Here is a 26,435-nt window from a genome sequence, read left to right as displayed (position 1 = left end):
CACGAGACAACACACCGGGATCTCTCCCGTCGCGCCGCCGCAATATTTCTAAACGCCCCGTTGGTCTATACTGGCCGTTTAGTTCCCGGGTGGTATTTCATGTTATTCAAATTCGTCATTCTTTTGCTGTTCGCCGCGATCATCTATAGCCTGATCAGCGGCATGGTCTTCCTGGTTCGCGACAAGGGGCAGTCCAAGCGTACCGTGAAGGCACTGACATTCAGGATCGCGCTTTCACTGATTGCGTTCGCACTACTGTTCATTGGCTACTACGCCGGTTGGATCCAGCCCCACGGCGTCATTCCCCAGTAGTCCCGCCTCTCACCCGCCGCGTGCAGGAAAACTAACGGGCGCCGCGGTCACGCGGCGCCCGTACGGTCAATCGATCGGTACGGCGTCGTTGTCCGGATCAGACCCAGTAGACGAAGATAAAGAGGCCCAGCCAGACGACGTCGACAAAGTGCCAGTACCACGCGACCGCCTCGAACGCAAAGTGATGCTCGGCGTTAAAGTGCCCCACGATACATCGAATCAGTATGACGATCAGCATGATCGTCCCGAGCGTCACGTGCAGACCGTGAAATCCCGTCAACAGGAAGAACGTGGATCCGTAGACACCAGAGCCCAGCGTCAGATTCAGCTCATGGTAGGCATGGACGTATTCGGTCGCCTGAAGCGCCAGGAAGGTGATACCGAGCGCGACTGTCGCAAACATGCCCAGGATCAGCTGCTTCCGATTGTTCTCTTTCAGGCCCCAATGCGCCCAGGTCACCGCGACGCCACTGGACAGCAGGATCAGGGTATTGAGGGCCGGGATCCCCCATGGGGGAATGATCTCGTAGTGGCCGCCGATGTCCGCGGGTCCGTTTGCCAGGGTGGGCCAGTTCCCCTCGTATCCCGGATACAACGTGGCATTGGTGACGACGCCGGTGCCTTCGCCGCTCAGCCATGGCATGGACAATTGCCTAACGTAGAAAAGGGCGCCAAAGAATGCCGCGAAGAACATCACCTCTGAAAAGATGAACCAGCTCATTCCCCACCGAAAGGAGCGATCGACCTGATCGTTGAAGGTGCCCGCCTGACTCTCCCTGATTACGGTGCCGAACCATCCAAACATCATGTAGATGAGGATTGCGGCACCGATCGCCATGGAAATGGGTCCAATATCAAAGCCGATGAGGAACATCGCGAATCCACCGAGCAGACAAAACAGCCCGACGGAGCCGATGAAGGGCCATCGGGTTCCGTGTGGAACGTAGTACTCACCTTGTGCATGTGCCATGCTGGTTGTTCTCCCTCTTCGTTAACCTGATACGTGGCTGGCTCGAGCCAGACGCTTCACTTGTGTTCACACCCTGGTCTTGCGGCTAGTTTCTCGAGGCCGTCTGGGTGACATCGAAAAACGTGTAGGACAGTGTGATCCGCTTGATGCGTTCGGGCAACGCGGGATCGACGACGAACCGCAGCGGCATCTCCCTGCCCTCACCGACATCAAACCTCTGATTGGTGAAACAGAAACACTCGGTCTTGTTGAAATACGAAGCCGCATTTCCCGGCGCGACCGACGGGACGGCCTGACCGACCAGCTCGAAGCCTGTCTCGTTCCGCGCGAAGAAGGTCGTGCCGTAGACACGTCCCGGATGAATCACCATCGACCTCTTGACGGGATAGAACTCCATGTTGAGGTTCTGGTTCAACGCGGCAACGAACTCGACGGTGACAGACCTGTCCTCGTCGACCTCGAAGCTTCGGGCCTGTGCGTCGGTCAACCGCCCCGACTTGCCGTTGGCCCCGGTGATCTCGCAGAACACGCTGTACAGCGGCACGAGCAGATACCCGAACCCAAACATGGCGAGGACGACCAGGACCAGCCGGCCTACCAGCCGCCGGTTCGATCTCTGTCGCGAATTGGTGCTCACATCGATCCCAGATAAAGGAACGCAAAGAGATAGAATCCCAATGCGATCAGCCCCACGATCGCGGCCGTTACGAGTACCCGCTTCCTTGTCTGTGTCTGCCTTTCTGCCTGCACCGAACTACTCTCCTACCGGTGGGTAGATCCCGTTCCCCGGCAGGGATCTCTCCCGGCCGGGTAAGGGTCTCACGCTACCCCGATACCGCCTTACTTCACCTCAGGCGGTGTCGTGAAGCTGTGATACGGGGGCGGAGACGGCAGCGTCCATTCCAGCCCTTCGGCGCCTTCCCATACCTGATCGGTCGCTTTCTCCCCCTCGCCGCGGATGCACTTGATCACCACATAGACAAGGATCAGCTGCGAGAAGCCGAAGATGTACGAGCCCACGCTCGATAGCATGTTCCAGTCGGTGAACTGCAGCGCGTAGTCGGGAATTCTCCTCGGCATACCGGCCAGCCCCAGGAAGTGCTGCGGAAAGAAGGTGACATTGAAGCCGATCATCGACAGCCAGAAATGGATCTTGCCCAGCTTCTCGTCGTACATACGACCGGTCCACTTGGGCAGCCACAGATAGACACCGCCCATGATGCCAATAACCGCACCGGTCACCAGGGTGTAATGGAAATGCGCCACCACGAAATAGGTGTCGTGGTACTGGAAATCGGCAGGCGCCACGCCCAGCATGAGGCCGGTGAATCCGCCGAGGGTGAACAGCACGATGGAACCGATCGCGAACAGCATCGGGGTCTCGAACGTCATCGAGCCGCGCCACATCGTCGCGGTCCAGTTGAACACCTTCACACCGGTCGGCACCGAAATCAGGACGGTCGCGTACATGAAGTAGAGCTCGCCGGCCAGTGGCATACCCACCGTGTACATGTGGTGCGCCCACACGATGAACGACAGAAAGGCGATGGACGCCGTGGCGTAGACCATCGAGCTGTATCCGAACAGCGGCTTGCGCGCGAACACCGGCACGATCTGGGAAAGGACACCGAAGGCCGGCAGGACGATGATGTACACCTCCGGGTGCCCGAAGAACCAGAAGATGTGCTGGAACATCACCGGATCACCACCACCGGCGGCGTTAAAAAACGAGGTACCGAAAAACTTGTCGGTAAGCATCATCGTCACCGCACCGGCGAGCACGGGCATGACCGCGACCAGAAGGAAGGCGGTGATCAGCCAGGTCCAGACGAACAGCGGCATCTTCATCAGCGTCATCCCCGGCGCGCGCAGGTTAAGAATGGTCGCGATGATGTTGATCGATCCCATGATCGACGACATGCCGAGCAGGTGAACGGAGAAGATCAGAAACGGAAACGCGTTGCCGGTCTGCAGTGTCAGCGGAGGATACATCGTCCATCCGCCGGCCGGGGCGCCGCCCGGCAGCAGCAGCGTCACGACCAGCATGAATCCCGCGAACGGGAGGATCCAGAAACTCCAGTTGTTCATTCGCGGCAGTGCCATGTCCGGCGCGCCGATCATCATCGGGATCATCCAGTTGGCGAGCCCCACCGCCGCCGGCATGACTGCGCCGAATACCATGATCAACCCATGCAGCGTGGTCATGGAATTGAAGAACTGCGGATCGACGATCTGCAGACCCGGCATGAAAAGTTCCGTGCGGATAACCAGCGCCATGGTGCCGCCGACAAAGAACATCGTAAACGAGAACCACAGGTACAGCGTACCGATGTCCTTGTGGTTCGTGGTGGTAATCCACCGCATGATGCCCGAGGGATGACCCTCATGATGGGCGTCGTCATGGGTTGTGACTGCGCTCATAGATTCAACTCCTTCCCGATTGATTTGATCGTGTAGCCCGAAATTCGCTTTGTGCTCTATGCACCGTGGCTGTTCACCTGAACTGCCGCGGGTTCCGCGGGATCTCCCGCCACGGCGGACGGAGCCGCGACGGCCGGACTGGCCGCCGTCGGCGCAGCGCTGGCGACCGAGGCCTTCTTCTGGGCGACCCACTGGTCGTACTCTTCCTGCTCGACCGCCCTGACGACGATCGGCATGAAACCGTGGTCACGACCGCAGAGTTCGGCGCACTGTCCCCTGTAGACACCGGGCTTCTCGATCCGGGTCCACATCTCGTTGACGAACCCCGGGATGGCGTCCCGCTTGACCGCCAATTCCGGAACCCACCAGGCATGAAGGACGTCGTTGGCGGTTATCAGGAACCGGATCTTCTTGTTGACAGGAAGTACCACCTCGTTGTCGACCTGGAGCAGGTAGTTCTCGTTCTTGGGCTCCTCGTTGTAGATCTCCGCGCGGGGTGTGGACAGAGTGCTGTAGAAGCTGACGCCGTCATCCAGGTAGTCGTAATGCCACTTCCATTGATACGCCGTGATCTTTACGGTCATATCCGAATCACTGGTATCTTCAATGTCGATCATGGCCTTGGTCGCGGGAATGGCGATCGCAATCAGTATCGCGAACGGGATCACCGTCCATATGAATTCCACCAGTGTACTCTCGTGAAACGTGGCGGCCTCGTGACCCCGGGACTTGCGGTGCTTCCAGATGGAATAGAACATCACCGAGAACACGCCGATACCGATCACAACACAAACCCAGAAGACCATCATGTGCAGGTCATAGAGTGTCCTGCTGGTGTTGGTCACGCCCACCGGCATGTTGTAGGGCTGCACGGCCATGGCCCGTCCGGCAACCAGGAATCCGGTCAAGGTGGCGAATAAGGATTGTCGTCCAGTCAGGGTCATTTACCCCCCCTCCATTACAATGAATAAATTCGTGTCTCCGCAAACCTTCAGCTTGCGCTTTCTTTCACTGGGAAACCGCACGGCGCAACGCCTCCGCCAGCTCTTTTCGTTCTTCGTCGTTCAGGAAGGCGCCCACTTCCACCTCCCTGCCGTGGCTGCCGACCGTCAGACGGCCAGGCCGTCCGGCTATGGGCGCCTGTAACCTGATCGCAGCCCAATACCTGCTGAAGGTGAAGCTAATCTCGGGACTGCGTCGCCCCCGCGACACTGCGATTTCGTCTTCACCGATCGTAATGACCTCGCGCCACTGTGATCGGCGCGAGCACAGATACAGGGCGATCGTCAGTACCACGATCTCGAGTCCCGCGAACGGCAGCATGGGCCAGTAACCAAGGAATGCAAATGGTGCCACCACAAAAATTAGTACCGCCGCGACTGACGCAATCACGAAAACGTTGCCCCGCCAGGAGAGCGAGCTGTTCGGCCTGATGACAAACATCATGGGATACCGCGGATTGTCCCTGCCCATCTGGCGCTACGAATCTCCCTGATTCCGCTGCGCGCGGCGCCTGCGACCCAGTGTCGCAGCCAGGCCGGACGATTCTATACGTGTAGCCGCCTTATTTACAAACGACAAAAATTTTATCCCCTCATAACATGTGGTAAGGGAGCCGCGGGAGTTCGGTTCGAGGCACCACAGCGGGTCACCGACCGGCGCGGGGATCAAACCTGACAACTAGATTTCCCCCCCCGCTCGAGACGTTCGCCGTGACACCCGCGGCGCCCAGGCATGTCCGTAGACAACCTCGTAGGTAGCCGGAAGCCGACCGTCGGCATCCCGATACCTGTCGTAGCCCCGCTTCAGTGCCTCAAGGCGCCCTTTCCCTGTCAGTCCGCGCGAACGCCCCCGGGTGTGATTGAACGCCCCTATCGCCTTCAAATCGCGCATCAGGTCGGTCAGATCGCTGAACGTAAGCGTGATCTTCTCCATATCCATGACGGGGTCGCAGAATCCCGCCGCAAGCAGGAGATCACCCACGTCATGCATGTCTGCGAAGGTATTGACGTGGGTGTCGTCGTCGACCGCTCGCCAGCTCTCGCGCAGTTCCATCAGCGTGTCGGGTCCGAGCGAACTGAATAGCAACAGGCCTTCGGGCGCCACGACACGATGCAGATCGCCTAGCGTCTTGCCGATATCGTTGCACCACTGCAGGGTGAGATTCGAGAACACGAGGTCGAAGGCATCGGGAGCGAAGGGCAGCGCTTCGGCGTCACCGCAGACGACCTCCGCCCGGCGCAGAAAAGAAAACCGCTGCCGGGTCCGCCGCAACATCGATTCGGCGATATCGAGTGCCACAACCCGGGCGCGACGGTACCGGTCGGCAAGCCCACGGGTCAACGCTCCCGTGCCGCTGCCCGCATCGAGGATCCGCACCGGGGTAATCCTGATCAGGTCCAGACGATCGAGCAGACGGCGACCAACCTCGCGCTGCAGCACCGCGGCCTCGTCGTAGGTCCTGGCGGCCCGCTCGAATCCGCGGCGCAGCCTGCGTTTGTCGAGACGATATCGGGCTTCCGCCGCCGTTATCCGCATTGCCAGAGCACCACACCAATCCCCTTCGCATCACACCCGGTACCCGCAAGTTTTCGTGCCGGGATCGACTCCGCTATCATGCTCCACACGTGACCGCAGCATCCCGGCGCAGGACTCCACCCCATTGGCGATGGCACCCGAAACGGGTCTGCCACGCATAGGCGCCAGTTGACCGCGTTTTACGGCACAACGCTTTCAGAAAACCGACAAGTACCTGCTTCATCCTGGAAATCTGCCAAAGGCACCGCTTAGTCTCTATAGGCTATGGTAACCGGAACATGACGACCGACTTCATGCTCATTGTCCTCGGGTACCTGCTCGGTTCAGTGTCTTGCGCGATCATCACCTGCCGGATCATGAGACTCCCGGACCCTCGCGAGCAGGGCTCGGGGAACCCCGGTGCGACCAATGTGCTTCGTACCGGTGGGAAAACAGCTGCCGCCCTCACTCTCCTCGGCGACATGCTCAAGGGGCTCATTCCCGTCCTCCTCGCAAGATATCTCGGTGTCGACGACGGGGTCCTCGGCGCCGTCGCTCTCGCCGCGGTACTCGGCCACATGTACCCGATCTTCTTTGGCTTCAAGGGAGGGAAGGGTGTTGCCACGGCCCTGGGTGTGCTGCTCGGGATCGACTGGCTGCTCGGGGCGATCTGGGCGGCGACCTGGCTGGGAATGGCATTCCTGTCTCGTATCTCGTCCCTGTCCGCCCTGACGGCGATGGCGCTGACACCCTTATATGCCTGGGTGATCACCGATTCGCTTCCCCTCACGGTAACCGCAATGATTCTTGCATTGATCGTGATATGGCGCCACCGAAGCAACATAAGACACCTGATCGAGGGGACGGAGGGCCGGATCTGACCACTGCGGGCCGGAGAACGGGGGGCTATGGCTTCAGCACTCGATTGGGACGCCGTCGGTCGTCCGGCCTGGACAGTTCGCCGAGCGGCCAGCGGGGGCGAACGCGGCTCGCAACATCGTCCCGTTCGCCGGATTGCATGCGCAGGGCACCGGTCAGCGCCACCATTGCACCGTTGTCTGTGCAGAATTCGGGTCGCGGATAGTACACCCGACCGCCCCGCTCCGCCGCCAGGCGGGAGATCGCCCCGCGCAGGCGCTGGTTCGCACTCACCCCGCCAGCGACCACCAGATCCGCCAGCCGTGTCTCATCCAGCGCCCGGCGGCACTTGATCACCAGTGTGTCGACGATCGCCTCTTCGAATGCCCGCGCGATATCCGCCCGCGCGCTTTCGTCAGCCGGGCCGTTCCTGAAGGCATTCAGCGCGTAGGTCTTGAGTCCACTGAAGCTGAAATCGAGCCCGGGCCGGTCGGTCATCGGCCTGGGAAAATGGTAGCGCGCGGGATTCCCGCCCACCGCGATCCGTGCCAGGGCCGGACCGCCGGGATAGCCCAGCCCCAGCAGTTTCGCCGTCTTGTCGAACGCCTCTCCCACGGCATCGTCGCGCGTCTCGCCCAGAAGCTCATAGTCTCCCACGGCAGACACACGGACCAGCATCGTATGTCCTCCGGAGACGAGCAGAGCGACAAGGGGCGGTATCGGGGGGCTTTCCCCCAACATCGGGGCCAGCAGATGCGCTTCCATATGGTGTATCCCGAGCACGGGCACGCCCAGAGACCACGCCAGACCCCGGGCCGCGCAGGCGCCCGCGAGCAGGGCCCCGATCAGACCGGGACCCGCCGTGTATGCGACGCCCTGAATCTCCTCCTTGCGGCGGCCGGCGCCGGCGAGCACGGTTCGCAGCAACGGGACCAGCTTGCGGACGTGGTCCCTGGAAGCGAGTTCGGGCACCACGCCGCCGTATTCTGCGTGCAGCGCCACCTGCGAGTACAGCGCGCGTGACTCCAAGCCACGCTCCTGGCTGTACAGCGCTGCACCTGTTTCGTCGCACGAGGTCTCGATCCCCAACACCAGCATCTTCGCCCGCCTCCCGGCCTTTTACATTCTGCAGGTCCGTCAGTATAATGCCCGACCCTCAAAATCATGGCTGGACCAGTACCCAACCCAGGTGAGCGCATGCCCAATATTCGTGTCAAGGAAAACGAACCCTTCGATGTCGCCATCCGGCGCTTTCGTCGCGCCTGCGAAAAGGCCGGCGTCCTAACCGAGGTTCGCCGCAGGGAGTTCTACGAGAAGCCCACGACCGTCAGAAAGCGCAAGGCCGCCGCGGCGGTGAAGCGGCACCTCAAGCGTCTGTCCAAGGATAACGCCCGCCGCGTGCGCCTCTACTAGGCGCTTACCCCGAAACGCCCTCGCCGTACTGCTGGCCATGTCAGATCTGAAGGTCCGTCTGCAGGACGAGATGAAGGCTGCGCTGCGCGCCGGGCAGAAAGAGCGACTGGGCACGATTCGCCTCGTGATCGCAGCGGTCAAGCAGAAGGAGATCGACTCCCGCGCCGCGCTGGACGACAGCGGCATGCTGGCCGTCCTGGACCGTATGACCAGGCAGAGACGCGAGTCCATTTCACTGTTCGAGCAGGCCGGTCGTGACGATCTCGTCGAGAAGGAACGGGCTGAGCTCGAGCTGCTGCAGGAATTCCTGCCCGCACCGCTGACGGAGTCTGAGATCGACGCACTGGTCTCAGCCGCCGTCGAGGAGACGGGCGCGTCGTCCGTTCGGGACATGGGCGCGGTGATGGGGAAACTGAAACCTGCACTGCAGGGACGCGCCGATATGGGTGCGGTAAGTGCCAGGGTTCGCAGCCGGCTCTCGGGCTAGCACCCGAAATCGCAGCGACGACCACCACCAGCCCTTGAGGGGCCTCCCGTCCCGCAACCGATGCGATGCAATCTGCCAGGTCATTCCACGAATTTGCCGGGCGCCGGAATACCTGGCTCATTCGGATTTCTTGCTTATGAACGACCGATTTCTCAGGGCGCTGCGCCGCCAGCCGGTGGACGCCACACCCATCTGGATCATGCGGCAGGCAGGGCGTTATCTGCCCGAATACAGGGAAACCCGTGCCCGCGCGGGGGATTTCCTGACCCTGTGCAAGACGCCGGAGCTGGCCTGTGAAGTCACCCTGCAACCCTTGGAGCGCTTCGATCTGGATGCGGCTATCCTGTTTTCCGACATCCTGACGATCCCCGACGCAATGGGTCTCGAGCTGGGATTCACCGAGGGTGAAGGCCCCCGATTCGCGAATCCCGTTCGCGACAAGGCGGCGATCGAGCGGCTCGGGGTGCCGGATCCGGAAGCGGACCTCGGCTACGTGATGGAGGCGGTGCGGGTGATCCGGCGTGACCTTGCGGGTCGCGTCCCGTTGATCGGTTTTTCGGGCAGTCCGTGGACGCTTGCGACGTACATGGTGGAAGGCCACGGAAGCAAGGAGTTCCCCACGATCAAGGCCATGATGTACGACGATCCGCAGACCCTGGGCCGGTTGTTGCAGGTATTGAGCGAAAGTGTCACGGAATACCTCCACTGCCAGATCAAGGCCGGCGCGCAGGCCGTCATGATCTTCGACACCTGGGGCGGCGCCCTGACGCCACGGGACTACCGGCGGTTCTCCCTGGAACCCATGCACCGGATCGTCAGCGAGCTGTCCCGCCGGCCCGATGCGGCTGACATACCCGTCATCCTGTTTACCAAGGGCGGTGGGGCCTGGCTGGAATGGATGGCCGACACCGGTTGCGCCGCTCTCGGACTGGACTGGACACAGGACATCGCCGATGCGCGCCGGCGCGTCGGCGACCGCGTGGCGCTGCAGGGCAACCTCGACCCGTCCGTCCTGTTTGCCACCCCACCCCGGATTCGGGAGGAAGCGGCCCGTGTCCTCGAGGGTTTCGGCGAGGGCGAGGGCCATGTTTTCAATCTGGGCCATGGGATCAACCAGCACGTACCGCCAGATCACGTGGCCGCCCTGGTCGATGCCGTGCACGAACTCAGCCACCCCATGCATGCAAGCGCGTTACCGGCGCAGTGACCGCTTCCACGATCGGACCGCGACCGTCCAGCCGGCCGGCTACCCGCAAAGTTCCCTGAATCTTCTCGTCACAGTCTCGAGGGAGGCGCGCGCCATGGGCTTCCCGTCGACGACGCTATCCGGGGCATGGTGCAGTTCGGAAGGAGAAAAGATGAGCGTCTCCACCTCTTCCCCTGACACGGAGAATACGAATCCGGGGTAGTTGCGGTACTCGCCGCGGAATCGCAATCTGCGCTCGACGGGGCTGTAGCGGTAGCGGGAATCGATTAGTCGCAGCAGGATGTCCTCGGCGGCATCCGAGAAGGCGTGGAGGCTGATGACCGCGTGGCGTCCGGCCGTTCCATTCAACATCGGGCCGACCAGGCGTGGACTGAAATCCTGCAGGAACCGCATGGCATCGATCGCCGCCGACCAGAGTTCCCGCTCGCGCAGATAGTCCTGTTCGGTGAAGAACAGCTCCCTGTGCTGCAGGATGGCCTGTTCGATCTCTTCGTTGGCGGGTAACGAACCTCGCCCACTGCCCGCTCCGCTATGCTCGGCCGCCTTGCGCTTGGCCAGTTGAAAGTCACGAATGCCCTCGTCCAGGATGAGGCGCGCGGCTTCCTGCGCGATCAGGATTCGGGTTCGCTGACTCCACTGGTTTGCCATGGGATTCGAACGGTCTCGATCAGCCGGTATCCACCGGTTTCCGAACCGGGGCTTTTCCAGCCCGATTTCTTCGGTGACGCGATACGGCGATCAGAACAGCTCGTCGCTGGAATTGCCACCCCCAGCGTACGGACGGTCCAGCGGGCGGCGATCGACGGTTCTCTGCTTCGGCACGTGATCGGCCCTGAAGATCTCGAAGATCGCGCCCTTGTCGCCGCTGCCCGCGCGGTCACCGGTTTCCGGGTCGATGCGCACCGCTACCATTCCGTCCGGACGGGCCATAGCATGTTCGGGCCTGCCGTCCAGTGCAACTCGCATATAATCCATCCATACCGGCAGGGCCGCCGCACCACCCGTTTCCCTTGCCCCGAGCGTGTGATTCTCGTCGAAACCTACCCAGGCCACCGCGACCAGGTCCGCGTTGAACCCGCTGAACCAGGCATCGTGCTGATCGTTGGTCGTACCGGTCTTGCCGGCCAGATCGGATCTCCCAAGCGCCTTCGCCTTGCGGCCCGTGCCGCGCCGTATCACGTCCTGCATCATACTGACCATCTGATAGGCGTTCTCGGCCGGGATGACACGCTCGGCCATCTGTACACCATTTTCGACCGGAAGGACCCCCTCCCCATCGCCGCTGACCGGAACCCGGGCGGCTGGTTCCTCGCCGGCCGCATCCACAGCGGATTCGCAAGGCTCGGCGCATGCCCTTGGAGGGTTCGCCTGGTAGATGGTGTGGCCTTTTCTGGCGATTCTTTCGATGAAATACGGTTCGATCCGAAATCCGCCGTTGGCGAACACGGCGTAGGCCGACGCAAGTTCCAATGGTGTCACCTCGCCACTGCCGAGCGCGATGGATAGGTTCCGGGGGAACCGATCGGTATCGAATCCGAACAACTTGCCGTATTCCAGCGCATACCCGACACCGATCTGGCGCAGTATCCGGATGGAGACGAGATTGCGAGATTTCGTCAACGCCTCGCGCAGGCGGGTCGGGCCGTGGAAACGACCGCTGTAGTTCTCCGGGCGCCACGTGCGCTCGAGCTGGCTGTCGCTGAACACGACCGGTGCGTCGTTGATGACGGTCGCGGGTGTCATATCCTTTTCCAGCGCGGCGGAATAAATGAATGGCTTGAAACTCGAACCCGGCTGTCGTCTCGCCTGTGTGACCCGGTTGAACTTGCTGATGTAGTAGTCGAACCCTCCCGCCAACGCGACTATCGCGCCGTCGCCCGCATCCAGCGACACCAGCGCCCCGGCCACCCGGGGGACATCCCCCAGCATCCAGGTGCCGTCGTGCTCCCGGTAGACCCGTACGACGTCACCCGGACTGAGGACGTCCGATGCGTTCTTGGGCGCTTCTCCCATCTGAATGCCATCGATATAAGGTCGCGCCCAGGACATCCCCTCCCAGGGAAGGGTCACCCGACCCTCGGACTCGAGGAACAGTTCCGCCGTCTTCCCCTCGACCGAAACCACAACGGCAGGCATCAAACCCGCGATGGACGGATATCCCGCGAGCACGTCGATCAACGCCGACTCGTCTTCAAGACGTTCGGCATCCGACCTGGCCAGCGGGCCGAGATAGCCATGCCTGCGACCATAGGCGAGGAGCCCATTGAATAGCGCCTGGTCCGCGGCCGCCTGGAGTCTGGAATCCACCGTCGTGTATACCTCGTATCCGCCGTTGTATACATCAGGGCCGAAGCGGGACACCATCTCCGCCCGGGCCATCTCGCCCACGTAAGGCGCCTGCACGTCGGAGGCCGCCCGATGCAGGGCTGCCGTAACCGGAGCCGCCTTCGCCGCACGATAGGCGTCCTCATCCAGATATCGCAGCTCCAGCATACGGCGCAGGACATAGCCCCTGCGCAGGAGCGCGCGCATCGGATCGGTCACGGGATTGTAGGCGGAGGGCGCCTTCGGCAGGCCCGCGATCATCGCGATCTGCGCAAGGTCCAGTTCATGTGCTTCCCTGCCGTAGTACACCTCAGCAGCAGCACCGACTCCGTACGCCCGTTGTCCGAGGTATATCTTGTTCAGATAGAGTTCGAGGATCTCTTCCTTGGTCAGTTCATGCTCGATACTCAGTGCCAGGAAGATCTCCCGAAGCTTGCGAATATAGGTTCGTTCGCGGGTAAGGAAGAAATTCCGGGCCAGTTGCATCGTGATCGTCGAGCCCCCTTGACCCTTCTCGCCCGTTCTCGCCAGTTCGATCGCCGCGCGAAGCAGGCCCTGATAGTCGACACCCGGATGTTCGAAAAACCTGTCGTCCTCCGCGGCCAGAAAGGCCTGCCGCATCAGTTCCGGGATCTGTTCGTAACTCAGTGGCTTACGGCGCTTCTCACCATACTCTGTGATCAGCCCCCCGTCCCGGCTGTAGATGCGGAGCGGCACCTGCAGTTGGACGTCTTTCAGGATCGAAACCGGGGGCATTCCGGGGGCGAGATAGAGGTAGGCGCCCAACGCAATGATCATGCAGATGACGGACAGCACGAAAAAAGCGATCAAGCCGCCACGGACGATATTCATGAGGATGGGCATGCCGCCTAGAATTATATCAATCCGAAATCGGGGTCGTGAAAAATATCTCCCTCTCCGAGGAAAAACAGGATTTTGTGTCTAAACTACTAGTATTCAGGGTTGGCGGCGTCTGCCGAAATAAAAACCGAATCACTCTCCAACCACACCGACCTTCTGGGATATAGCCTTGTTTTTCAAATCAAAGAAGATGCCCCTCGTGGCGCTCGATGTAACGTCGACGTCCGTCAAGCTGCTCGAGTTGAGCCAGTCGGGTTCGCGGTACCGTGTGGAACACCATGCGGTCGAACCCCTTCCGCCCAACTCGGTCACCGAGAAAAACATCTCCGATGTGGACGCCGTGGCAGAGACGATTCGCAGAGCGGTAAAGCGCTCCGGCACCAAAAATCGAAACTGCGCCATGGCGGTCTCGGGCTCGGCCGTTATCACCAAGATCATTACGATGCCGTCGTCACTCGGCGAGAACGAGCTCGAGGCGCAGGTGCAGCTGGAAGCCGACCAGTACATCCCGTATGCGCTCGACGAGGTCAACCTGGATTTCGAGGTCCTCGGCAGTACAGAGGGGAACCCGGAAACGGTGGATGTGCTGCTCGCCGCATCGCGAAGCGAGAACGTGGAGATGCGCGTCGCGGCCGCCGAGGCCGCCGGGCTTACGCCCAAGGTCATGGACGTCGAGCCATATACGATCGAGAACGCCTATGCGCTGCTCGCGGACCAGATCGCCGAAGAGGGACTCGGCAAGTCGGTCGCGGTGTTCGACATCGGGGCGACGATGACCAGTCTCGAAGTCCTCGACGATCAGAAGATGATCTATACCCGGGAACAGGCGTTCGGCGGAAGACAGCTCACCGAAGAGATCATGCGCCGCTATGGTCTGACCTACGAAGAGGCGGGCCTGGCCAAGAAGGAAGGCGGACTTCCTGAGAACTACGTCACCGATGTCCTGGATCCGTTCAAGGAGACGGTGGCCCAACAGATCAACCGGTTTCTGCAGTTCTACTACTCGGCCAGTCAGTCGAATAGTGTGGATCAGATCGTGCTGGCCGGTGGGTGCGCGGCGCTTCCCGGCATCGACGAGATGGTCGAGACCCGCCTCAGGATTCCAACGAATGTCGCCAATCCCTTCAGCCGAATGTCGACGAGCAGCCGGGTCAGCGGCCAGAAACTCGGCGACGACGCCCCATCGATGATGATTGCCTGCGGACTGGCACTGAGGAGTTTCCACTGATGTCGCACATTAACCTTCTGCCGTGGCGCGAGACGCGGCGAAAGAACCAGCAGAAGGAGTTCATTGCGCTGCTGGGATTCGCAGCCGTAACCGCGGCGATCGCCGTCGGGCTCGTGCACATCCACGTCAACGGCCTGATCGATCACCAGAAACTGAGAAACACGTACCTCGAGAACGAGATCGCCATCCTGGACAACAAGATTAAGGAGATCAGGAAACTCGAGGCCACACGAAAGGCACTGGTCGAGCGCATGAGCGTCATCGAGAACCTCCAGGCCACGCGTCCGAGCATCGTACACCTGTTCGACGAACTGATCGTCACGCTGCCAGAGGGTACGTATTTGACATCGGTCAAGCAGACCGGAGAGAACCTGGCGATCAAGGGCAAGGCCGAGTCGAATGCGCGGGTTTCCGCCTACATGCGCAACATCGACAAATCGGACTGGGTACAGGGTTCCCGTCTCGACGTCATCGAGACGCACCAGCAGGACGGTCTTCGGGTCAGCGATTTCTCTTTGCAGGCCAGCCAGACCTCCCCTCAAAAGAAAGCGAAGGCCGAAAAGGAGCGTTGATCGTGGACTGGAATGAAGTCAAGAATCTCGACCTGTCGAACATCAGCACCTCTTCCCTTCCCCTACGTGTCGTCGTGATCGTGATCATCTGCGCGACAATCGGGTTTGCCGGCTACTGGTTCGACACGAAAAAGCAGGTGGTCGACCTCAAGGGGGTCGAAGCACGGGAGGTCGAGCTCAAACAGACCTTCGAGTTCAAGCAGAAAAAGGCAGCGAACCTGGAGCTCTACAAGGAGCAGCTCGCCGAGATGCGCCGCACCTTCGGGGCGCTGCTTCGACAGCTGCCCAGCGAAACCGAGATCCCCGGCCTGATCGTCGACATCTCGCAGACCGGACTGTCCGCCGGATTGGAAATCGAACTCTTCAAACCACGGCCTGAGGTCAAGAAGGACTTCTACGCAGAGACACCAATCGAACTCAGGGTCAAGGGCAACTATCACCAGTTCGGTGAGTTCGCCAGCGGAGTTGCCGCCCTGCCCCGGATCGTGACTCTGGAAAACGTCGAATTGACGCCTGGCGCACCGATGACCATGTCGGCGACGGCCAAGACATACCGGTATCTGGAGGGTGGCGAGTAATGGCGGCGAAAGCGAGAGATATCAGGAATCGTCGTTCCGCAATGAAATGGGCGCGTTCGATCTGTCTGCTGGCGGTCACGGGCACCCTTCTGACCGGTTGCGGCAAAAACATGTACGACCTCGAGCAATATGTCGATGAGGTGAAGTCGCGCAAGCCCGCGGGAATCGAATCTGTACCCCAGCCGAAACCCTATGTGAAATTCGAGTACCAGGCCGAGAACCGGCGCGATCCGTTCGATGCCAGTATCCTCGCGGCATCCGACCTGGTGATCAACAAACGGCCGACGGGCGAGATATTCCCCGACGCCAATCGCCCGATCGAGTTTCTCGAATCGTTTCCCCTGGACACCCTGAGGATGGTGGGAACCATGGAACAGGAAGAGCAGCTTTGGGCCCTGATTCAGACCCCTGACACGACCATTCAGCGAGTTTCCCCAGGAAACCACATGGGTCAGAACTACGGAAAGATCAATGCCATCGGCGAGTACAGCGTCGACCTGACCGAGATCATCCCGGACGGCTTCGGCGGCTGGAGAAAACGTAACCAGACCATCGCCCTCCGCGAATAGTCCGGGAGAAGCATATCTAATGAAATCTGACTACCCGAGTCCAAGGACAGCCACCATGACAACACCGGCGCACGATACTTCGTCTCGATTGGCACGCATTTCCCGCCGCTCCCGACTACGTCCACGTGGCGCGGGGTCAGAATGGTGGTCGCGGATTCTGGTGTTGATAGCGGGGCTGTTCGCGGCTCAGGTCGCCGCAGCAGAAACCGTACTCGAGGACATTAAATATTCCTCTCTGGCCGGCGACAAGGTCCAGATCGCGCTGAAGTTCTCTTCGAACCCTCCCGAAGCCGTGTCGTTCACGGTCGACAACCCCGCGCGAATCGCCCTGGATTTCTCGGACACCCGTGTCGGTCTGGACAAACGATCGGAAACGGTCGGCATCGGGGCCGTGCGAAGCATCAATGCCGCCGAGGCACAAGGCCGCACACGCGTGGTGATTAACCTGTCACACATGGTGGGATATCAGTCGGACATCTCCGGTAACGAGATGATTCTCACCGTAGGTGAAGAAGGCGCACGTCACGCCGCTACGAGCAGCCCCACCGGTAGTGCCACCACCGGTGGCGCCCCGACCGTCACCGGCGTCGACTTCCAGCGCGGTGTCGCCGGCGAAGGCAGGGTCATCGTCAGCCTCTCCAATCCAAAGATCCCCGTGGATATAACGGAGCAGGGTAACAAGATCATCCTCGACATCCCGGAAACCGCACTGGCCGACGGCCTGCAACGGCGCATGGACGTCGTCGACTTCGCAACCCCGGTCACCACGATCGACGCCTACAAGGAAGGCCGCGATGTGCGCCTCGTGATCTCCCCCCAAGGCGACTGGGAGCATCTCGCCTACCAGACCGATAACGAGTTCACGGTCGAGGTCAAGGAGGTTCCCAAGACCATCAGTGAGGCACGCAAGCAGGCTCAGTTCGAGGGGCAAAGGCTGTCACTCAACTTCCAGGACATCGAAACCCGTTCGGTGCTGCAGCTCATCGCCGATTTCACCGGCCTCAACCTCGTGGTCAGCGACTCGGTCGGCGGCAGCCTGACGCTGCGCCTCAAGAACGTCCCCTGGGACCAGGCGCTCGACATCATCCTGAAGACCAAGGGTCTGGCGATGCGAAAGGCCGGAAATGTGCTCCTGATCGCGCCCACCGAAGAGATCGCGGCACGCGAGAAGCTGGAACTCGAGGCGCAGCAGCAAGTCGAGGAGCTCGCGCCGACGCAGACCGAGTTCATCCAGGTGAACTACGCACGGGCAGCGGACATAGCCGCCCTGCTCAAGGCCCCCGAGAATTCCCTGCTCGGCGAAAGGGGCCGGGTCGGCATCGACACCCGCACCAACACCCTCCTGGTACAGGACACCACGGTCAAACTGGAAGAGATCCGCAGCCTGGTCGAGCGTCTCGACGTCCCGGTCCGCCAGGTTCTCATCGAGTCACGGATCGTCACCGCCGAAGACAACTTTTCCAAGGAACTGGGTGTGCGGTTCGGCGTCACGAACGTCGGCGAGGGCATCGGCGGCGCGAACGCCAGTGCCATCTCGGGTACGCTGGAGGGGGCGAACAACGCCATCAACGGCCGCCCCGTATCGCTGAACGAAGGCTTGAACGTCAACCTGCCGGTGGTGAACCCCGCCGGGTCGTTCGGGCTGGCGCTCGCCAAGCTCCCGCTGGGCTACATGGTGCAGCTCGAGCTTAGCGCGGCGCAGGCAGAAGAACGCGTCGAGATCGTCTCCACACCGCGGGTCATCACCTCTAACCAGACCCAGGCCAGGATCGAGCGCGGTACCGAGATCCCCTATCAGGAGGCGTCCTCCAGCGGCGCCACCTCGACCTCCTTCAAGAAGGCAGTGCTGAGCCTGGAGGTGACCCCGACCATCACCCCCGACGACCGGATCTTCCTGGATCTTTCCGTCACCAAGGACGACGTGGGTGAGATCTTCAACGGTGTGCCCAGTATCGATACCCGCGCCGTCCAGACCCAGGTCCTGGTGGACAACGGACAGACGGTGGTACTGGGCGGGATCTACGACACGGAGAAACGGGACGAATCCGACAGCGTGCCCTTCCTCGGAGACGTTCCGCTGGTTGGCCGCCTGTTCCGAACCGATTTCAATCAGCTCGACAAAGCCGAACTGCTGATCTTCATCACGCCCAAGATCATTCAGCAGAACATTGCCCAAAACCCCTGAGAAAGGGACAAAATGGCAACGAAAAAAGGCCCCGCCTCCCGGCGGGGCCTTTTTTTCCCGGCCATCTCCACTGCTCTCAAGGACGGATGTCTGCGTATCCCTCCTCCTGTAGTTCGACGATGCGCTGCACACCGGCAGGCACCACCTCCACCCCTTCGACAAGCTGCGGCAACTTGCCCGGCTTACGCTTGATCTTGTCCATGGTATTGCCACAGGCACCGAACTTGATGTCCTGCTGACTCAAGCTCGGTACCCGTGAGGACTCGGGACTTGGGACTCTTCCCGGTAAAGATGCTGAGACCGGGTCCATAGGCGACCACCTCGACCTGGACGTTGTCCATGCCGTAGGCCTTCTGCAGGTTGAGCGCGTTGTTGAGCGCGACCTTCTGCGTCTGCGGGTCGTCGCTGCTGACCTGGATCACCACCTTATGCTCGGCGAACTCTCCGGCGCCCCCCACCATCGGGGGTGAAAAGAATCAGGGCGAAAATTACCCAATCGACCATCGTGTGCGTGACATGGCTTCCATCCTCCGCTACTGTTTTCAGGGCCAGTCTATCACCAGGCAATGAAGCGGATCGCCGGCATGTACCCGGACGTCTCCTCTATGAATAGCCGACACGCACATGAGCTGCGTTTATGAGCCAACTTGTTATGGGCGTTTCCCGGTGACCCGGACGAGTTAGACTAGGTCAGGGAAAGCGCGCCGTCCGCCGGATGATTTCGAAGCCCCCATGATTCCTCGAATTGCCGTCGTTTGTCTCTTCGCGCCAATCATGATCTGCGCGTCCTCCCAGGCAGCGCAGAGGATCGTTGGCGGGCAGTCGTCCTCGATCACGCGCTGGCCGGCAACCGTGGCGATCATCGACCGGACCAAATCCCTTCAGTTCTGTGGCGGCAGTCTGATCGCGTCCAACTGGGTACTTACCGCAGCACACTGCGTCGTCGACGACAACGGCATCGTGACCGAAGCCTCCGGGATCGGGGTGCTGGCCGGGACCTCCGATCTCACGATCGCCGAGCCAACGACGGAATTCCACCTGGTGACGAACGTTATTGCACACCAACGCTACGACCCGGTGACCACGCGAAACGACATCGCACTCCTGGAACTTGCGACGCGCTCCACGATCACACCGATTCCCCTGTACCTGGGTGCCCCACCGGTCGGTACGCTGGCGACCGTGGTGGGTTGGGGAGATCTCGAACCCCGGGCGCGAACCCCCACCACGCTGCACGAAGTCGAGGTATCGGTCATCTCCAATGCAACCTGCAACGCGCCGGCGGCCTATAACGGGACTATTATCGACTCTCAGCTCTGCGCGGGTTTCCCCGAAGGTGGGCAGGACGCCTGCGCCGGAGACAGCGGCGGTCCGCTGATGGCCGTTCAGGATGGCGAATACCGGCAGATCGGGATCGTCAGCTTCGGGGTCGGTTGCGCCAGACCGAACAAATTCGGCGTCTACACCCGGATTCAGTCCTTCCAGGACGACATCGAACAACTGACGAGTGTGACACCGCCCGTGCAGGCCACGACGCCCGGGGACGCAACCGACGGCGGAGGCGGTACCACGGGTCCCATGGAACTCGTCCTATGGATACTTCCCGCCTTGGCCTTCGCGGTCCCGCGAAAGCGCTGACACCGCCTCTCCGACGGGTCCGATTCGATGACCGAGCCCCGTTACGTACCGAGCCAGGGTGTGCCAGAGGCCGACTGATTGCGCATAATTACGGGCGCCGCCGTGTCCCGGAATACCTACGCATCGACACCTGGATCCTTTCGAACCTTGAAATCACTGCCCCAGAACATCTTTCTAGTTGGCCCGATGGGCGCCGGCAAGACGGCCGTCGGCCGTCAGATCGCCCGCCGGCTGAAACACCAGTTCCTGGACAGCGACCACGAACTGGAGCGTCGCACGGGAGTCGACATCCCGACGATTTTCGAGTTCGAGGGCGAGGAGGGCTTCCGCTCGCGGGAGAGCGCGGTTATCGACGAGCTGACCCAAGGCAGGGGTATCGTGCTCGCCACCGGCGGGGGCGCGGCGCTCGATCCGATCAATCGCCGCCATCTGGCAGCCCGGGGTACGGTGATTTACCTCTGCACGACCATCGACACCCAACTGGAACGTACCTCACGCGACCGCAACCGGCCGTTGCTGCAGACCAGCGACCCCAGGGCGCGGCTGGAGTCCCTGATGGCCGTGAGGGACCCGCTATACCGGGAGATTGCCGACATCGTCGTCAGCACCGACAACACCCGGGTGCCCCTTCTGGTCAATGGCATCATCAAGCGTCTTGAATCACTTTGAGCGCATACTACCGGAGTATATTTGCTGAAATATCCGGGTTAATATTCTCTGGATGGAAACACTGACCGTCAGCCTGGGGGAGCGATCCTATCCCATCTATATCGGTTCGGGCCTGCTCTGCCGGCCGGGTCTGCTCCGGCAGCACGTCGCCGGAGACCAGACCATGACGGTAAGCAACGAAATCGTCGCACCGCTCTACCTGGCACGGCTCGAAGAAGCGGTATCGGGGTTCCGACACGACGCGGTTATCCTGCCCGACGGGGAACAGTTCAAGAACCTGGATACCCTGAATTCGGTGTTCACTGGGTTGCTCGAGAAGCGCCATGATCGCGGTACCACGCTGATCGCGCTCGGTGGAGGGGTGGTCGGCGACATCACCGGATTCGCGGCGGCGAGTTACCAGCGAGGGGTCGACTTCATCCAGGTGCCGACCACGCTGCTGGCACAGGTCGACTCCTCGGTCGGCGGCAAGACCGGTGTCAATCACCCGCTGGGTAAGAACATGATCGGCGCTTTCCACCAGCCACGCTGCGTCGTCATCGAGACCGATACCCTGGACACCCTCGAAGACCGGCAGATGAGCGCGGGCCTCGCCGAGGTGATCAAGTACGGCCTGATCGAGGACGAGTCGTTCTTCGCCTGGCTGGAGGAGAACATCGAGGCCCTGATGCGGCGCGACAAGGACGCGCTCCAGTACGCGATCTGCGAGTCCTGCGCGAGCAAGGCGCGCGTGGTTGCCGACGACGAGCGGGAACGCAGCGGTCGACGCGCACTGCTGAACCTCGGTCATACCTTCGGCCACGCGATCGAAACCGGTACGGGGTATGGCGCCTGGCTGCACGGGGAGGCGGTCGGTTGCGGTATGGTGATGGCAGCGGATCTGTCACGACGCATGGGCTGGCTCGACGCGGGCGATGTCGCGAGAATCCGGGATCTCGTTCGCCGGGCACGACTTCCCGACGAACCCCCGACATCCATGGATGCGGACCGGTTCACTTCGCTGATGTCGGTGGACAAGAAGGTGCAGCGCGGCCGCCTTCGCCTGGTCCTGCTGCGTGCCCTGGGCGATGCGGTCCTCAGCGAGGATTTCGATGCAGGGGCCCTGAGGGCCACGCTGGAAGCTGCCTGAGCGCCGAAAAGGCGCCGTATACCCGGACCGCGTAACGTGCGCATCGGCGGCGGGAGTCGCGGAAATTTCCCCGGACTCAAGCCGGAAGGACAGACGACCACCCACCGAATGAAAGGCAGGATCCCGCGCCAGTTCATCGACGACCTGATCAACAAAGCGGACATCGTGCCAATCATCGAGGCCCGGGTACCGCTCAAGCGGCGCGGCAAGGAGTACGTCGCCTGCTGCCCCTTCCATACCGAAAACACCCCCTCGTTCAGCGTCAGTCCCACGAAACAGTTCTACCACTGCTTTGGATGCGGGGCCCACGGCACGGTCATCGACTTCATGATGCAATTCGAGCGGTTGGAGTTTCCCGACGCCGTTGAATCCCTCGCAGCCGAACTCGGCATGGAGGTCCCCCGTGAAGAAAGCGAGTCCGTCAACCGAAAACCGACGCCATACGAGGTCCTGCATACCGCAGCCGGGTTCTATCGCCGGTGCCTCAGGGACAGCCCGCGCGCCATCGAGTACCTGAAGTCCCGTGGTATCAGTGGGCGGACCGCCGCGGCATTCGGGATCGGCTACGCGCCCGCGGGCTGGCACACCCTGCGAAAGCTCGCCGGCGCGGGCGAACGCGAACTGATCGACGCCGGCCTGGTGATTCGCCGCGACGACGGGCAGACCTACGACCGGTTTCGCGACCGGATCATGTTTCCGATCCGGGACCGCAGGGGCAGGGTCATCGCCTTCGGCGGACGCATCCTCGACCAGAGCCAGCCGAAATACCTGAACTCGCCCGAGTCGGCCGCGTTCGACAAGGGTTCTACGCTGTACGGCCTGTACGACGTGCTCCAGGCGGATCCAAAACCGTCGAGCCTGTTGCTCGTCGAGGGATACATGGATGTCGTCGCCCTGGCGCAGCACGGGGTGGGAAACGCCGTCGCCGCCCTGGGCACGGCAACCACGCAGGCCCATCTCGTGCAGGCGCTGCGCATCGCGGCCGAGATCGTCTTCTGCTACGACGGGGACGACGCGGGCAGGGAAGCGGCATGGAGGGCTGCAGGCAACCTGATGTCCGTCTTCCGGGATGGACTCGAGGCGCGCTTCCTGATCCTGCCGCAAGGCGAGGACCCCGACAGCATGATCCGAATGGAGGGCGCGGATGCCTTCAGGCAACGGATCGAAACCGCGCCGCCGTTGTCTACATTTCTGTTCGACAGACTGTCACAGGAAATCGGAGGGGATTCTGTCGCAGACAGGGCCAGGCTTGCCGAGCGCGCCACGCCCATGCTGAGACGACTGCCAAACGGCGTCTTCAAAAGGCTGATGTACGAGCAACTGAGCCACAGGGTCGGTGTAACGATTACCCCCGACAGGCCGGCGCCTGTCCGGCGTAGGGAAGGCTTCGTAGCCGGAAACGGTATCGCACCGGCACTGCGCAAGGCCCTCAGATTACTGGTCCACAAGCCGTCGATCGCACGGGAGCTGCCGGACCTCGGTGAGCTGGAGACGCTCGAGCTGGACGGCATGCGCCTGTTTCTCAAGATCGTTGAATTCGCGAAAGTCAATCCCCATTCATCGGGTATCTCGCTCGTTGAGCGATTTCGCGACAGCGAGGATTACCAACACCTACTAGACTTTGTGAAATGGCAGGCGCCTAACCCGCCGTTCGATGCCGCCGCAGAGCTGACAGATACGATCGAACACCTCAGGCGGCGGCGACGGGAGATCCGTGCCGGGGAATTGATTCGCGAGGCGAAGCAGCGCGCCCTGTCGGACGCGGAGAAGCGGGAACTAAGCGAGCTGGTCACAGCGACCGCCGTTTGACCCGCCCGCAGAGATTGATACTTAAGATATTTGGTAATATACTTAATCGTTTGTCCAACTCGGATAACCATCATTATGTCAGCGAGTGTGATGATTCAGGATCAGCAAAGCCAACTCAAGGAATTGATTGCGAAAGGAAAGGAGCAAAAGTTCCTGACCTATGCCGAGGTCAACGATCACCTGCCGGATAATATCGTCGACCCCGAGCAGCTCGAGGGTATCATCAGCATGATCAATGACATGGGGATTGCTGTGCACGAGCACGCGCCGGATCCCGATGCCCTCATCCTGAATGACAGCACCGCAACCGACGAAGAGGTCGCCGAGGAAGCCGCCGCGGCCCTGGCGACGGTCGACAACGAATTCGGCCGCACCACCGACCCCGTGCGCATGTACATGCGCGAGATGGGCACCGTCAACCTCCTGACCCGGGAAGGCGAGATCAAGATCGCCAAGCGGATCGAGGAAGGCCTCAACCAGGTCCTTCACGCCCTGGCCCAGTTTCCGAACAGCATCTCGCTGCTACTGCAGGAGTACGACCGCATCGAAGCGGAAGAGCAGCGCATCACCGACCTGATCGTCAATTTCATCGATCCGGATGTGGATGACAACCCCAGCCAGCCCGCCGCGAAAAACGATAGTGGTGAAGACGACGATGGCGAGGAGCAGATTGATACCGGCCCCGACCCTGAAGAGGCACGTCGCCGGTTCGATGAAATCCGCAAGATCTACAAGAAATCTCAGACCTCGCCGATCCGTCGCAGCAAAGAACGCTACAACGATGCCCGCACCGAGGCAGCGGAGATGTTCGTCCAACTGAAGCTGGTCCCGAGGTTCGTCGACAATCTAACCCGGAATCTGCGTAATTCAGTCGACAGGATTCGTCATCTGGAGCGCCAGGTCATGAATCTCTGCGTGACCGGAGCGCACATGCCGCGCAAGGAATTCATCGACAGCTTCCCCCAGAACGAGACGAATCTGGACTGGGTCAAGGGGTTCCTCGGTAAGAAGACGAAGTACGGTGCCCGGCTCGCCGACCTGCAGCAAGATATCGTGCGCGCGCAGAAAAAACTGCTAGCGGTGGAAACCGAAACCAACCTGAGCATCACCGAGATCAAGGACATCAATCGCCGCATGTCCATCGGCGAGGCCAAGGCGCGGCGTGCAAAGAAGGAAATGGTGGAGGCCAACCTTCGTCTGGTGATCTCCATCGCCAAGAAGTACACCAACCGGGGCCTGCAGTTCCTGGATCTGATCCAGGAAGGCAACATTGGTCTGATGAAGGCGGTAGACAAGTTCGAATACCGGCGCGGCTACAAGTTCTCGACCTACGCGACCTGGTGGATTCGACAGGCCATCACCCGCTCCATCGCGGACCAGGCGCGCACGATCCGCATCCCGGTGCACATGATCGAGACCATCAACAAGCTGAACCGCATATCCCGTCAGATGCAGCAGGAGATGGGGCGCGAGGCCACGCCTGAGGAACTCGCCGAGCGCATGGAAATGCCGGAAGACAAGATCCGCAAGGTGCTCAAGATCGCCAAGGAACCAATCTCCATGGAGACCCCCATCGGCGACGACGACGATTCTCATCTGGGTGACTTCATCGAGGATATGAACATCCGCGCACCCGCCGAGGCGGCCACCGACGCCGGCCTGTCGGAAACGACCCGGAACATCCTTTCCTCGCTGACCCCCAGAGAGGCCAAGGTGCTGCGCATGAGATTCGGCATCGACATGAACACCGATCACACCCTGGAAGAGGTCGGCAAGCAGTTCGACGTCACCCGCGAGCGCATCCGCCAGATCGAGGCCAAGGCCCTGAGAAAACTGCGGCATCCCAGCCGTTCGGAACAATTGCGCAGCTTCCTGGATTCCGAGTAGTCGGAATCCAGCGCAAACCGCTCATCGAACGGGCCTGTAGCTCAGTTGGTTAGAGCAGGGGACTCATAATCCCTTGGTCGTAGGTTCGAGTCCTACCGGGCCCACCACATATAATTCAATATGGAAGGCGCAGCAAGGACCTCACCCCCCGCCACCGCCGCGTGTGATTTCCCGCAGCGATTATGATGTCAGCTTCTGGGTTGAGGTCATCCTGGGTAAATACCGCTACGACCAACCCACCAACCGGTATCTGCAGGACCTGAAAGACCAGGAACTGGCGATCTCGCCCGGAACGGTTGCCGGTGGCCTGCAAGCCATCGCTTCGCTGTTCGAGCCCATTGTGGAGGCTTTGTACTGCCAGCAGGTGAGCGAGCAGCTTTCCACAATGACGAGACCCGATGGGAGGTCTTTGTGGAGATCGAGGGCAAGGTCGGCACGTGCTCGCCAGCCTGCTCGAGCATTGGTCGGGACTCACCCTGTTTGTCGAGCATCCCGAAGTCCCCATGGACAACAATCGGGCCGAGAACACGATCCGCACGCCGGTCAATGGCCGCAAGAACTACTACGGATCGGGAAGCATCTGGGGTGCGCAGCTGGCCGCCATGCTCTTTTCCATCCTGCAGACCCTGGCGCTTTGGGGCATCACTCCCCGTCACTGGTTGACGTGCTATCTCAGCGCCTGCGCGGAAAACGGCGCCAGCGCGCCACCGGATATCGATCCGTTTTTGCCCTGGTCGATGGATGAGACACGCCGCACAGCGCTCAGCCGTCCCTATTCCTCCCAGGCACCGCCCCTCTCA

26 protein-coding genes, 1 tRNA gene and 1 pseudogene are annotated in these 26,435 nt (G+C 61.2%); 17 read left to right on the top strand and 11 right to left on the bottom strand.

The window, feature by feature from the left end; translation table 11 throughout:
• Window positions 1-312, top strand: a 312-nt coding sequence (locus LJE91_12415) for a twin transmembrane helix small protein (GenBank protein MCG6869490.1), incomplete at its 5' end; no start/stop codon positions are given.
• Window positions 313-409: 97 nt separating this feature from the next.
• Here the strand turns inward: LJE91_12415 and LJE91_12410 are convergent.
• From LJE91_12410 to bioC, 6 genes and pseudogenes are all read right to left on the bottom strand, one after another.
• Window positions 410-1,282 carry a cytochrome c oxidase subunit 3 gene (locus tag LJE91_12410; protein ID MCG6869489.1) on the bottom strand — a complete coding sequence of 291 codons (873 nt, stop codon included), beginning with the start codon at window positions 1,280-1,282 and terminating at the stop codon, window positions 410-412.
• A gap of 85 nt (window positions 1,283-1,367) precedes the next feature.
• Window positions 1,368-1,919: a cytochrome c oxidase assembly protein gene (locus LJE91_12405; protein ID MCG6869488.1), complete on the bottom strand. Its 552-nt coding sequence runs from the start codon at window positions 1,917-1,919 to the stop codon at window positions 1,368-1,370.
• Window positions 1,920-2,122: 203 nt separating this feature from the next.
• Window positions 2,123-3,703 carry a cytochrome c oxidase subunit I gene (gene ctaD / locus LJE91_12400; protein ID MCG6869487.1) on the bottom strand — a complete coding sequence of 527 codons (1,581 nt, stop codon included), beginning with the start codon at window positions 3,701-3,703 and terminating at the stop codon, window positions 2,123-2,125.
• A 173-nt stretch (window positions 3,704-3,876) separates the two neighbouring features.
• A pseudogene (gene coxB, locus LJE91_12395) lies at window positions 3,877-4,581 on the bottom strand (cytochrome c oxidase subunit II).
• Window positions 4,582-4,711: 130 nt separating this feature from the next.
• Window positions 4,712-5,146: a DUF2244 domain-containing protein gene (locus LJE91_12390; protein ID MCG6869486.1), complete on the bottom strand. Its 435-nt coding sequence runs from the start codon at window positions 5,144-5,146 to the stop codon at window positions 4,712-4,714.
• A 237-nt stretch (window positions 5,147-5,383) separates the two neighbouring features.
• Window positions 5,384-6,241, bottom strand: a complete 858-nt coding sequence (bioC, locus tag LJE91_12385) for a malonyl-ACP O-methyltransferase BioC (GenBank protein MCG6869485.1) — start codon at window positions 6,239-6,241, stop codon at window positions 5,384-5,386.
• 278 nt (window positions 6,242-6,519) lie between these two features.
• Between bioC and plsY the strand changes: the two genes are divergently transcribed.
• Window positions 6,520-7,101 carry a glycerol-3-phosphate 1-O-acyltransferase PlsY gene (gene plsY, locus LJE91_12380; protein MCG6869484.1) on the top strand — a complete coding sequence of 194 codons (582 nt, stop codon included), beginning with the start codon at window positions 6,520-6,522 and terminating at the stop codon, window positions 7,099-7,101.
• A gap of 25 nt (window positions 7,102-7,126) precedes the next feature.
• Here the strand turns inward: plsY and tsaD are convergent, their stop codons facing one another.
• Complete coding sequence (gene tsaD / locus LJE91_12375) at window positions 7,127-8,176, bottom strand: tRNA (adenosine(37)-N6)-threonylcarbamoyltransferase complex transferase subunit TsaD (protein ID MCG6869483.1); 1,050 nt, start codon at window positions 8,174-8,176, stop codon at window positions 7,127-7,129.
• A gap of 99 nt (window positions 8,177-8,275) precedes the next feature.
• On the opposite strand from tsaD, the gene rpsU reads away from it, so the two are divergent.
• From rpsU to hemE, 3 genes are all read left to right on the top strand, one after another.
• Window positions 8,276-8,491 (top strand): 30S ribosomal protein S21, encoded by a 216-nt coding sequence (gene rpsU / locus LJE91_12370; GenBank protein ID MCG6869482.1) that lies wholly within the window; start codon window positions 8,276-8,278, stop codon window positions 8,489-8,491.
• Window positions 8,492-8,528: 37 nt separating this feature from the next.
• Window positions 8,529-8,978 (top strand): GatB/YqeY domain-containing protein, encoded by a 450-nt coding sequence (locus LJE91_12365; protein ID MCG6869481.1) that lies wholly within the window; start codon window positions 8,529-8,531, stop codon window positions 8,976-8,978.
• Window positions 8,979-9,114: 136 nt separating this feature from the next.
• The gene (hemE, locus tag LJE91_12360) at window positions 9,115-10,185 is read left to right on the top strand and encodes a uroporphyrinogen decarboxylase (GenBank protein MCG6869480.1); all 1,071 of its coding nucleotides are present in this window, start codon (window positions 9,115-9,117) and stop codon (window positions 10,183-10,185) included.
• A 39-nt stretch (window positions 10,186-10,224) separates the two neighbouring features.
• On the opposite strand, the gene LJE91_12355 is transcribed toward hemE, so the two are convergent.
• The gene (locus LJE91_12355) at window positions 10,225-10,833 is read right to left on the bottom strand and encodes a hypothetical protein (protein ID MCG6869479.1); all 609 of its coding nucleotides are present in this window, start codon (window positions 10,831-10,833) and stop codon (window positions 10,225-10,227) included.
• Between the two features lie 90 nt (window positions 10,834-10,923).
• Entirely contained in the window at window positions 10,924-13,362 is a 2,439-nt protein-coding gene (locus LJE91_12350) for a penicillin-binding protein 1A (protein MCG6869478.1), read from the bottom strand.
• A gap of 199 nt (window positions 13,363-13,561) precedes the next feature.
• Between LJE91_12350 and LJE91_12345 the strand changes: the two genes are divergently transcribed.
• The 5 genes from LJE91_12345 to LJE91_12325 all read left to right on the top strand — a co-directional run bounded on the left by LJE91_12345 (window position 13,562) and on the right by LJE91_12325 (window position 18,503).
• Complete coding sequence (locus tag LJE91_12345; GenBank protein MCG6869477.1) at window positions 13,562-14,599, top strand: pilus assembly protein PilM; 1,038 nt, start codon at window positions 13,562-13,564, stop codon at window positions 14,597-14,599.
• Complete coding sequence (locus tag LJE91_12340; protein MCG6869476.1) at window positions 14,599-15,171, top strand: PilN domain-containing protein; 573 nt, start codon at window positions 14,599-14,601, stop codon at window positions 15,169-15,171. The genes LJE91_12345 and LJE91_12340 overlap by 1 nt, the downstream gene beginning before the upstream one ends.
• Before the next feature lie 2 nt (window positions 15,172-15,173).
• Entirely contained in the window at window positions 15,174-15,749 is a 576-nt protein-coding gene (locus LJE91_12335; GenBank protein MCG6869475.1) for a type 4a pilus biogenesis protein PilO, read from the top strand.
• 41 nt (window positions 15,750-15,790) lie between these two features.
• The gene (locus LJE91_12330) at window positions 15,791-16,318 is read left to right on the top strand and encodes a pilus assembly protein PilP (protein ID MCG6869474.1); all 528 of its coding nucleotides are present in this window, start codon (window positions 15,791-15,793) and stop codon (window positions 16,316-16,318) included.
• A gap of 160 nt (window positions 16,319-16,478) precedes the next feature.
• Window positions 16,479-18,503, top strand: coding sequence for a type IV pilus secretin PilQ (locus LJE91_12325; GenBank protein MCG6869473.1), 2,025 nt, complete (start codon window positions 16,479-16,481; stop codon window positions 18,501-18,503).
• Between the two features lie 76 nt (window positions 18,504-18,579).
• On the opposite strand, the gene LJE91_12320 is transcribed toward LJE91_12325, so the two are convergent.
• The gene (locus LJE91_12320) at window positions 18,580-18,747 is read right to left on the bottom strand and encodes a DsrE family protein (GenBank protein MCG6869472.1); all 168 of its coding nucleotides are present in this window, start codon (window positions 18,745-18,747) and stop codon (window positions 18,580-18,582) included.
• Window positions 18,686-18,964, bottom strand: a complete 279-nt coding sequence (locus LJE91_12315; protein MCG6869471.1) for a hypothetical protein — start codon at window positions 18,962-18,964, stop codon at window positions 18,686-18,688. The genes LJE91_12320 and LJE91_12315 overlap by 62 nt, the downstream gene beginning before the upstream one ends.
• Before the next feature lie 271 nt (window positions 18,965-19,235).
• Between LJE91_12315 and LJE91_12310 the strand changes: the two genes are divergently transcribed.
• The 7 genes from LJE91_12310 to LJE91_12280 all read left to right on the top strand — a co-directional run.
• Window positions 19,236-20,141 carry a serine protease gene (locus LJE91_12310; protein MCG6869470.1) on the top strand — a complete coding sequence of 302 codons (906 nt, stop codon included), beginning with the start codon at window positions 19,236-19,238 and terminating at the stop codon, window positions 20,139-20,141.
• 147 nt (window positions 20,142-20,288) lie between these two features.
• Window positions 20,289-20,810 carry a shikimate kinase AroK gene (gene aroK, locus LJE91_12305; GenBank protein MCG6869469.1) on the top strand — a complete coding sequence of 174 codons (522 nt, stop codon included), beginning with the start codon at window positions 20,289-20,291 and terminating at the stop codon, window positions 20,808-20,810.
• Between the two features lie 52 nt (window positions 20,811-20,862).
• Window positions 20,863-21,939 carry a 3-dehydroquinate synthase gene (aroB, locus tag LJE91_12300; protein ID MCG6869468.1) on the top strand — a complete coding sequence of 359 codons (1,077 nt, stop codon included), beginning with the start codon at window positions 20,863-20,865 and terminating at the stop codon, window positions 21,937-21,939.
• 108 nt (window positions 21,940-22,047) lie between these two features.
• A complete protein-coding gene (dnaG, locus tag LJE91_12295) occupies window positions 22,048-23,748 on the top strand; it encodes a DNA primase (protein ID MCG6869467.1) in 1,701 nt (566 codons plus the stop codon).
• An 87-nt stretch (window positions 23,749-23,835) separates the two neighbouring features.
• Window positions 23,836-25,635, top strand: coding sequence for an RNA polymerase sigma factor RpoD (rpoD, locus tag LJE91_12290; protein ID MCG6869466.1), 1,800 nt, complete (start codon window positions 23,836-23,838; stop codon window positions 25,633-25,635).
• Between the two features lie 30 nt (window positions 25,636-25,665).
• Window positions 25,666-25,742 (top strand) — tRNA-Ile (locus tag LJE91_12285).
• 291 nt (window positions 25,743-26,033) lie between these two features.
• Window positions 26,034-26,435 (top strand): transposase (locus LJE91_12280; protein MCG6869465.1); only part of this gene is annotated, 402 nt, incomplete at its 3' end.

The organism is Gammaproteobacteria bacterium (assembly GCA_022340215.1).
Lineage (GTDB): Bacteria > Pseudomonadota > Gammaproteobacteria > JAJDOJ01 > JAJDOJ01 > JAJDOJ01.
The sequence above is the reverse complement of the archived record's forward strand: the minus strand, read 5'-3'. Positions and strand labels throughout refer to the sequence as shown.

Excerpts from the sequence above, each read along its gene's own strand:
- LJE91_12410 (MCG6869489.1), bottom strand. The coding sequence starts at position 1,282 with ATGGCACATGCACAAGGTGAGTACTACGTTCCACACGGAACCCGATGG.
- ctaD (MCG6869487.1), bottom strand. The coding sequence starts at position 3,703 with ATGAGCGCAGTCACAACCCATGACGACGCCCATCATGAGGGTCATCCC.
- LJE91_12390 (MCG6869486.1), bottom strand. The coding sequence starts at position 5,146 with ATGTTTGTCATCAGGCCGAACAGCTCGCTCTCCTGGCGGGGCAACGTT.
- bioC (MCG6869485.1), bottom strand. The coding sequence starts at position 6,241 with ATGCGGATAACGGCGGCGGAAGCCCGATATCGTCTCGACAAACGCAGG.
- plsY (MCG6869484.1), top strand. The coding sequence starts at position 6,520 with ATGACGACCGACTTCATGCTCATTGTCCTCGGGTACCTGCTCGGTTCA.
- tsaD (MCG6869483.1), bottom strand. The coding sequence starts at position 8,176 with ATGCTGGTGTTGGGGATCGAGACCTCGTGCGACGAAACAGGTGCAGCG.
- rpsU (MCG6869482.1), top strand. The coding sequence starts at position 8,276 with ATGCCCAATATTCGTGTCAAGGAAAACGAACCCTTCGATGTCGCCATC.
- LJE91_12365 (MCG6869481.1), top strand. The coding sequence starts at position 8,529 with ATGTCAGATCTGAAGGTCCGTCTGCAGGACGAGATGAAGGCTGCGCTG.
- hemE (MCG6869480.1), top strand. The coding sequence starts at position 9,115 with ATGAACGACCGATTTCTCAGGGCGCTGCGCCGCCAGCCGGTGGACGCC.
- LJE91_12355 (MCG6869479.1), bottom strand. The coding sequence starts at position 10,833 with ATGGCAAACCAGTGGAGTCAGCGAACCCGAATCCTGATCGCGCAGGAA.
- LJE91_12350 (MCG6869478.1), bottom strand. The coding sequence starts at position 13,362 with ATGAATATCGTCCGTGGCGGCTTGATCGCTTTTTTCGTGCTGTCCGTC.
- LJE91_12345 (MCG6869477.1), top strand. The coding sequence starts at position 13,562 with ATGCCCCTCGTGGCGCTCGATGTAACGTCGACGTCCGTCAAGCTGCTC.
- LJE91_12340 (MCG6869476.1), top strand. The coding sequence starts at position 14,599 with ATGTCGCACATTAACCTTCTGCCGTGGCGCGAGACGCGGCGAAAGAAC.
- LJE91_12330 (MCG6869474.1), top strand. The coding sequence starts at position 15,791 with ATGAAATGGGCGCGTTCGATCTGTCTGCTGGCGGTCACGGGCACCCTT.
- LJE91_12315 (MCG6869471.1), bottom strand. The coding sequence starts at position 18,964 with ATGGTGGGGGGCGCCGGAGAGTTCGCCGAGCATAAGGTGGTGATCCAG.
- LJE91_12310 (MCG6869470.1), top strand. The coding sequence starts at position 19,236 with ATGATTCCTCGAATTGCCGTCGTTTGTCTCTTCGCGCCAATCATGATC.
- aroB (MCG6869468.1), top strand. The coding sequence starts at position 20,863 with ATGGAAACACTGACCGTCAGCCTGGGGGAGCGATCCTATCCCATCTAT.
- dnaG (MCG6869467.1), top strand. The coding sequence starts at position 22,048 with ATGAAAGGCAGGATCCCGCGCCAGTTCATCGACGACCTGATCAACAAA.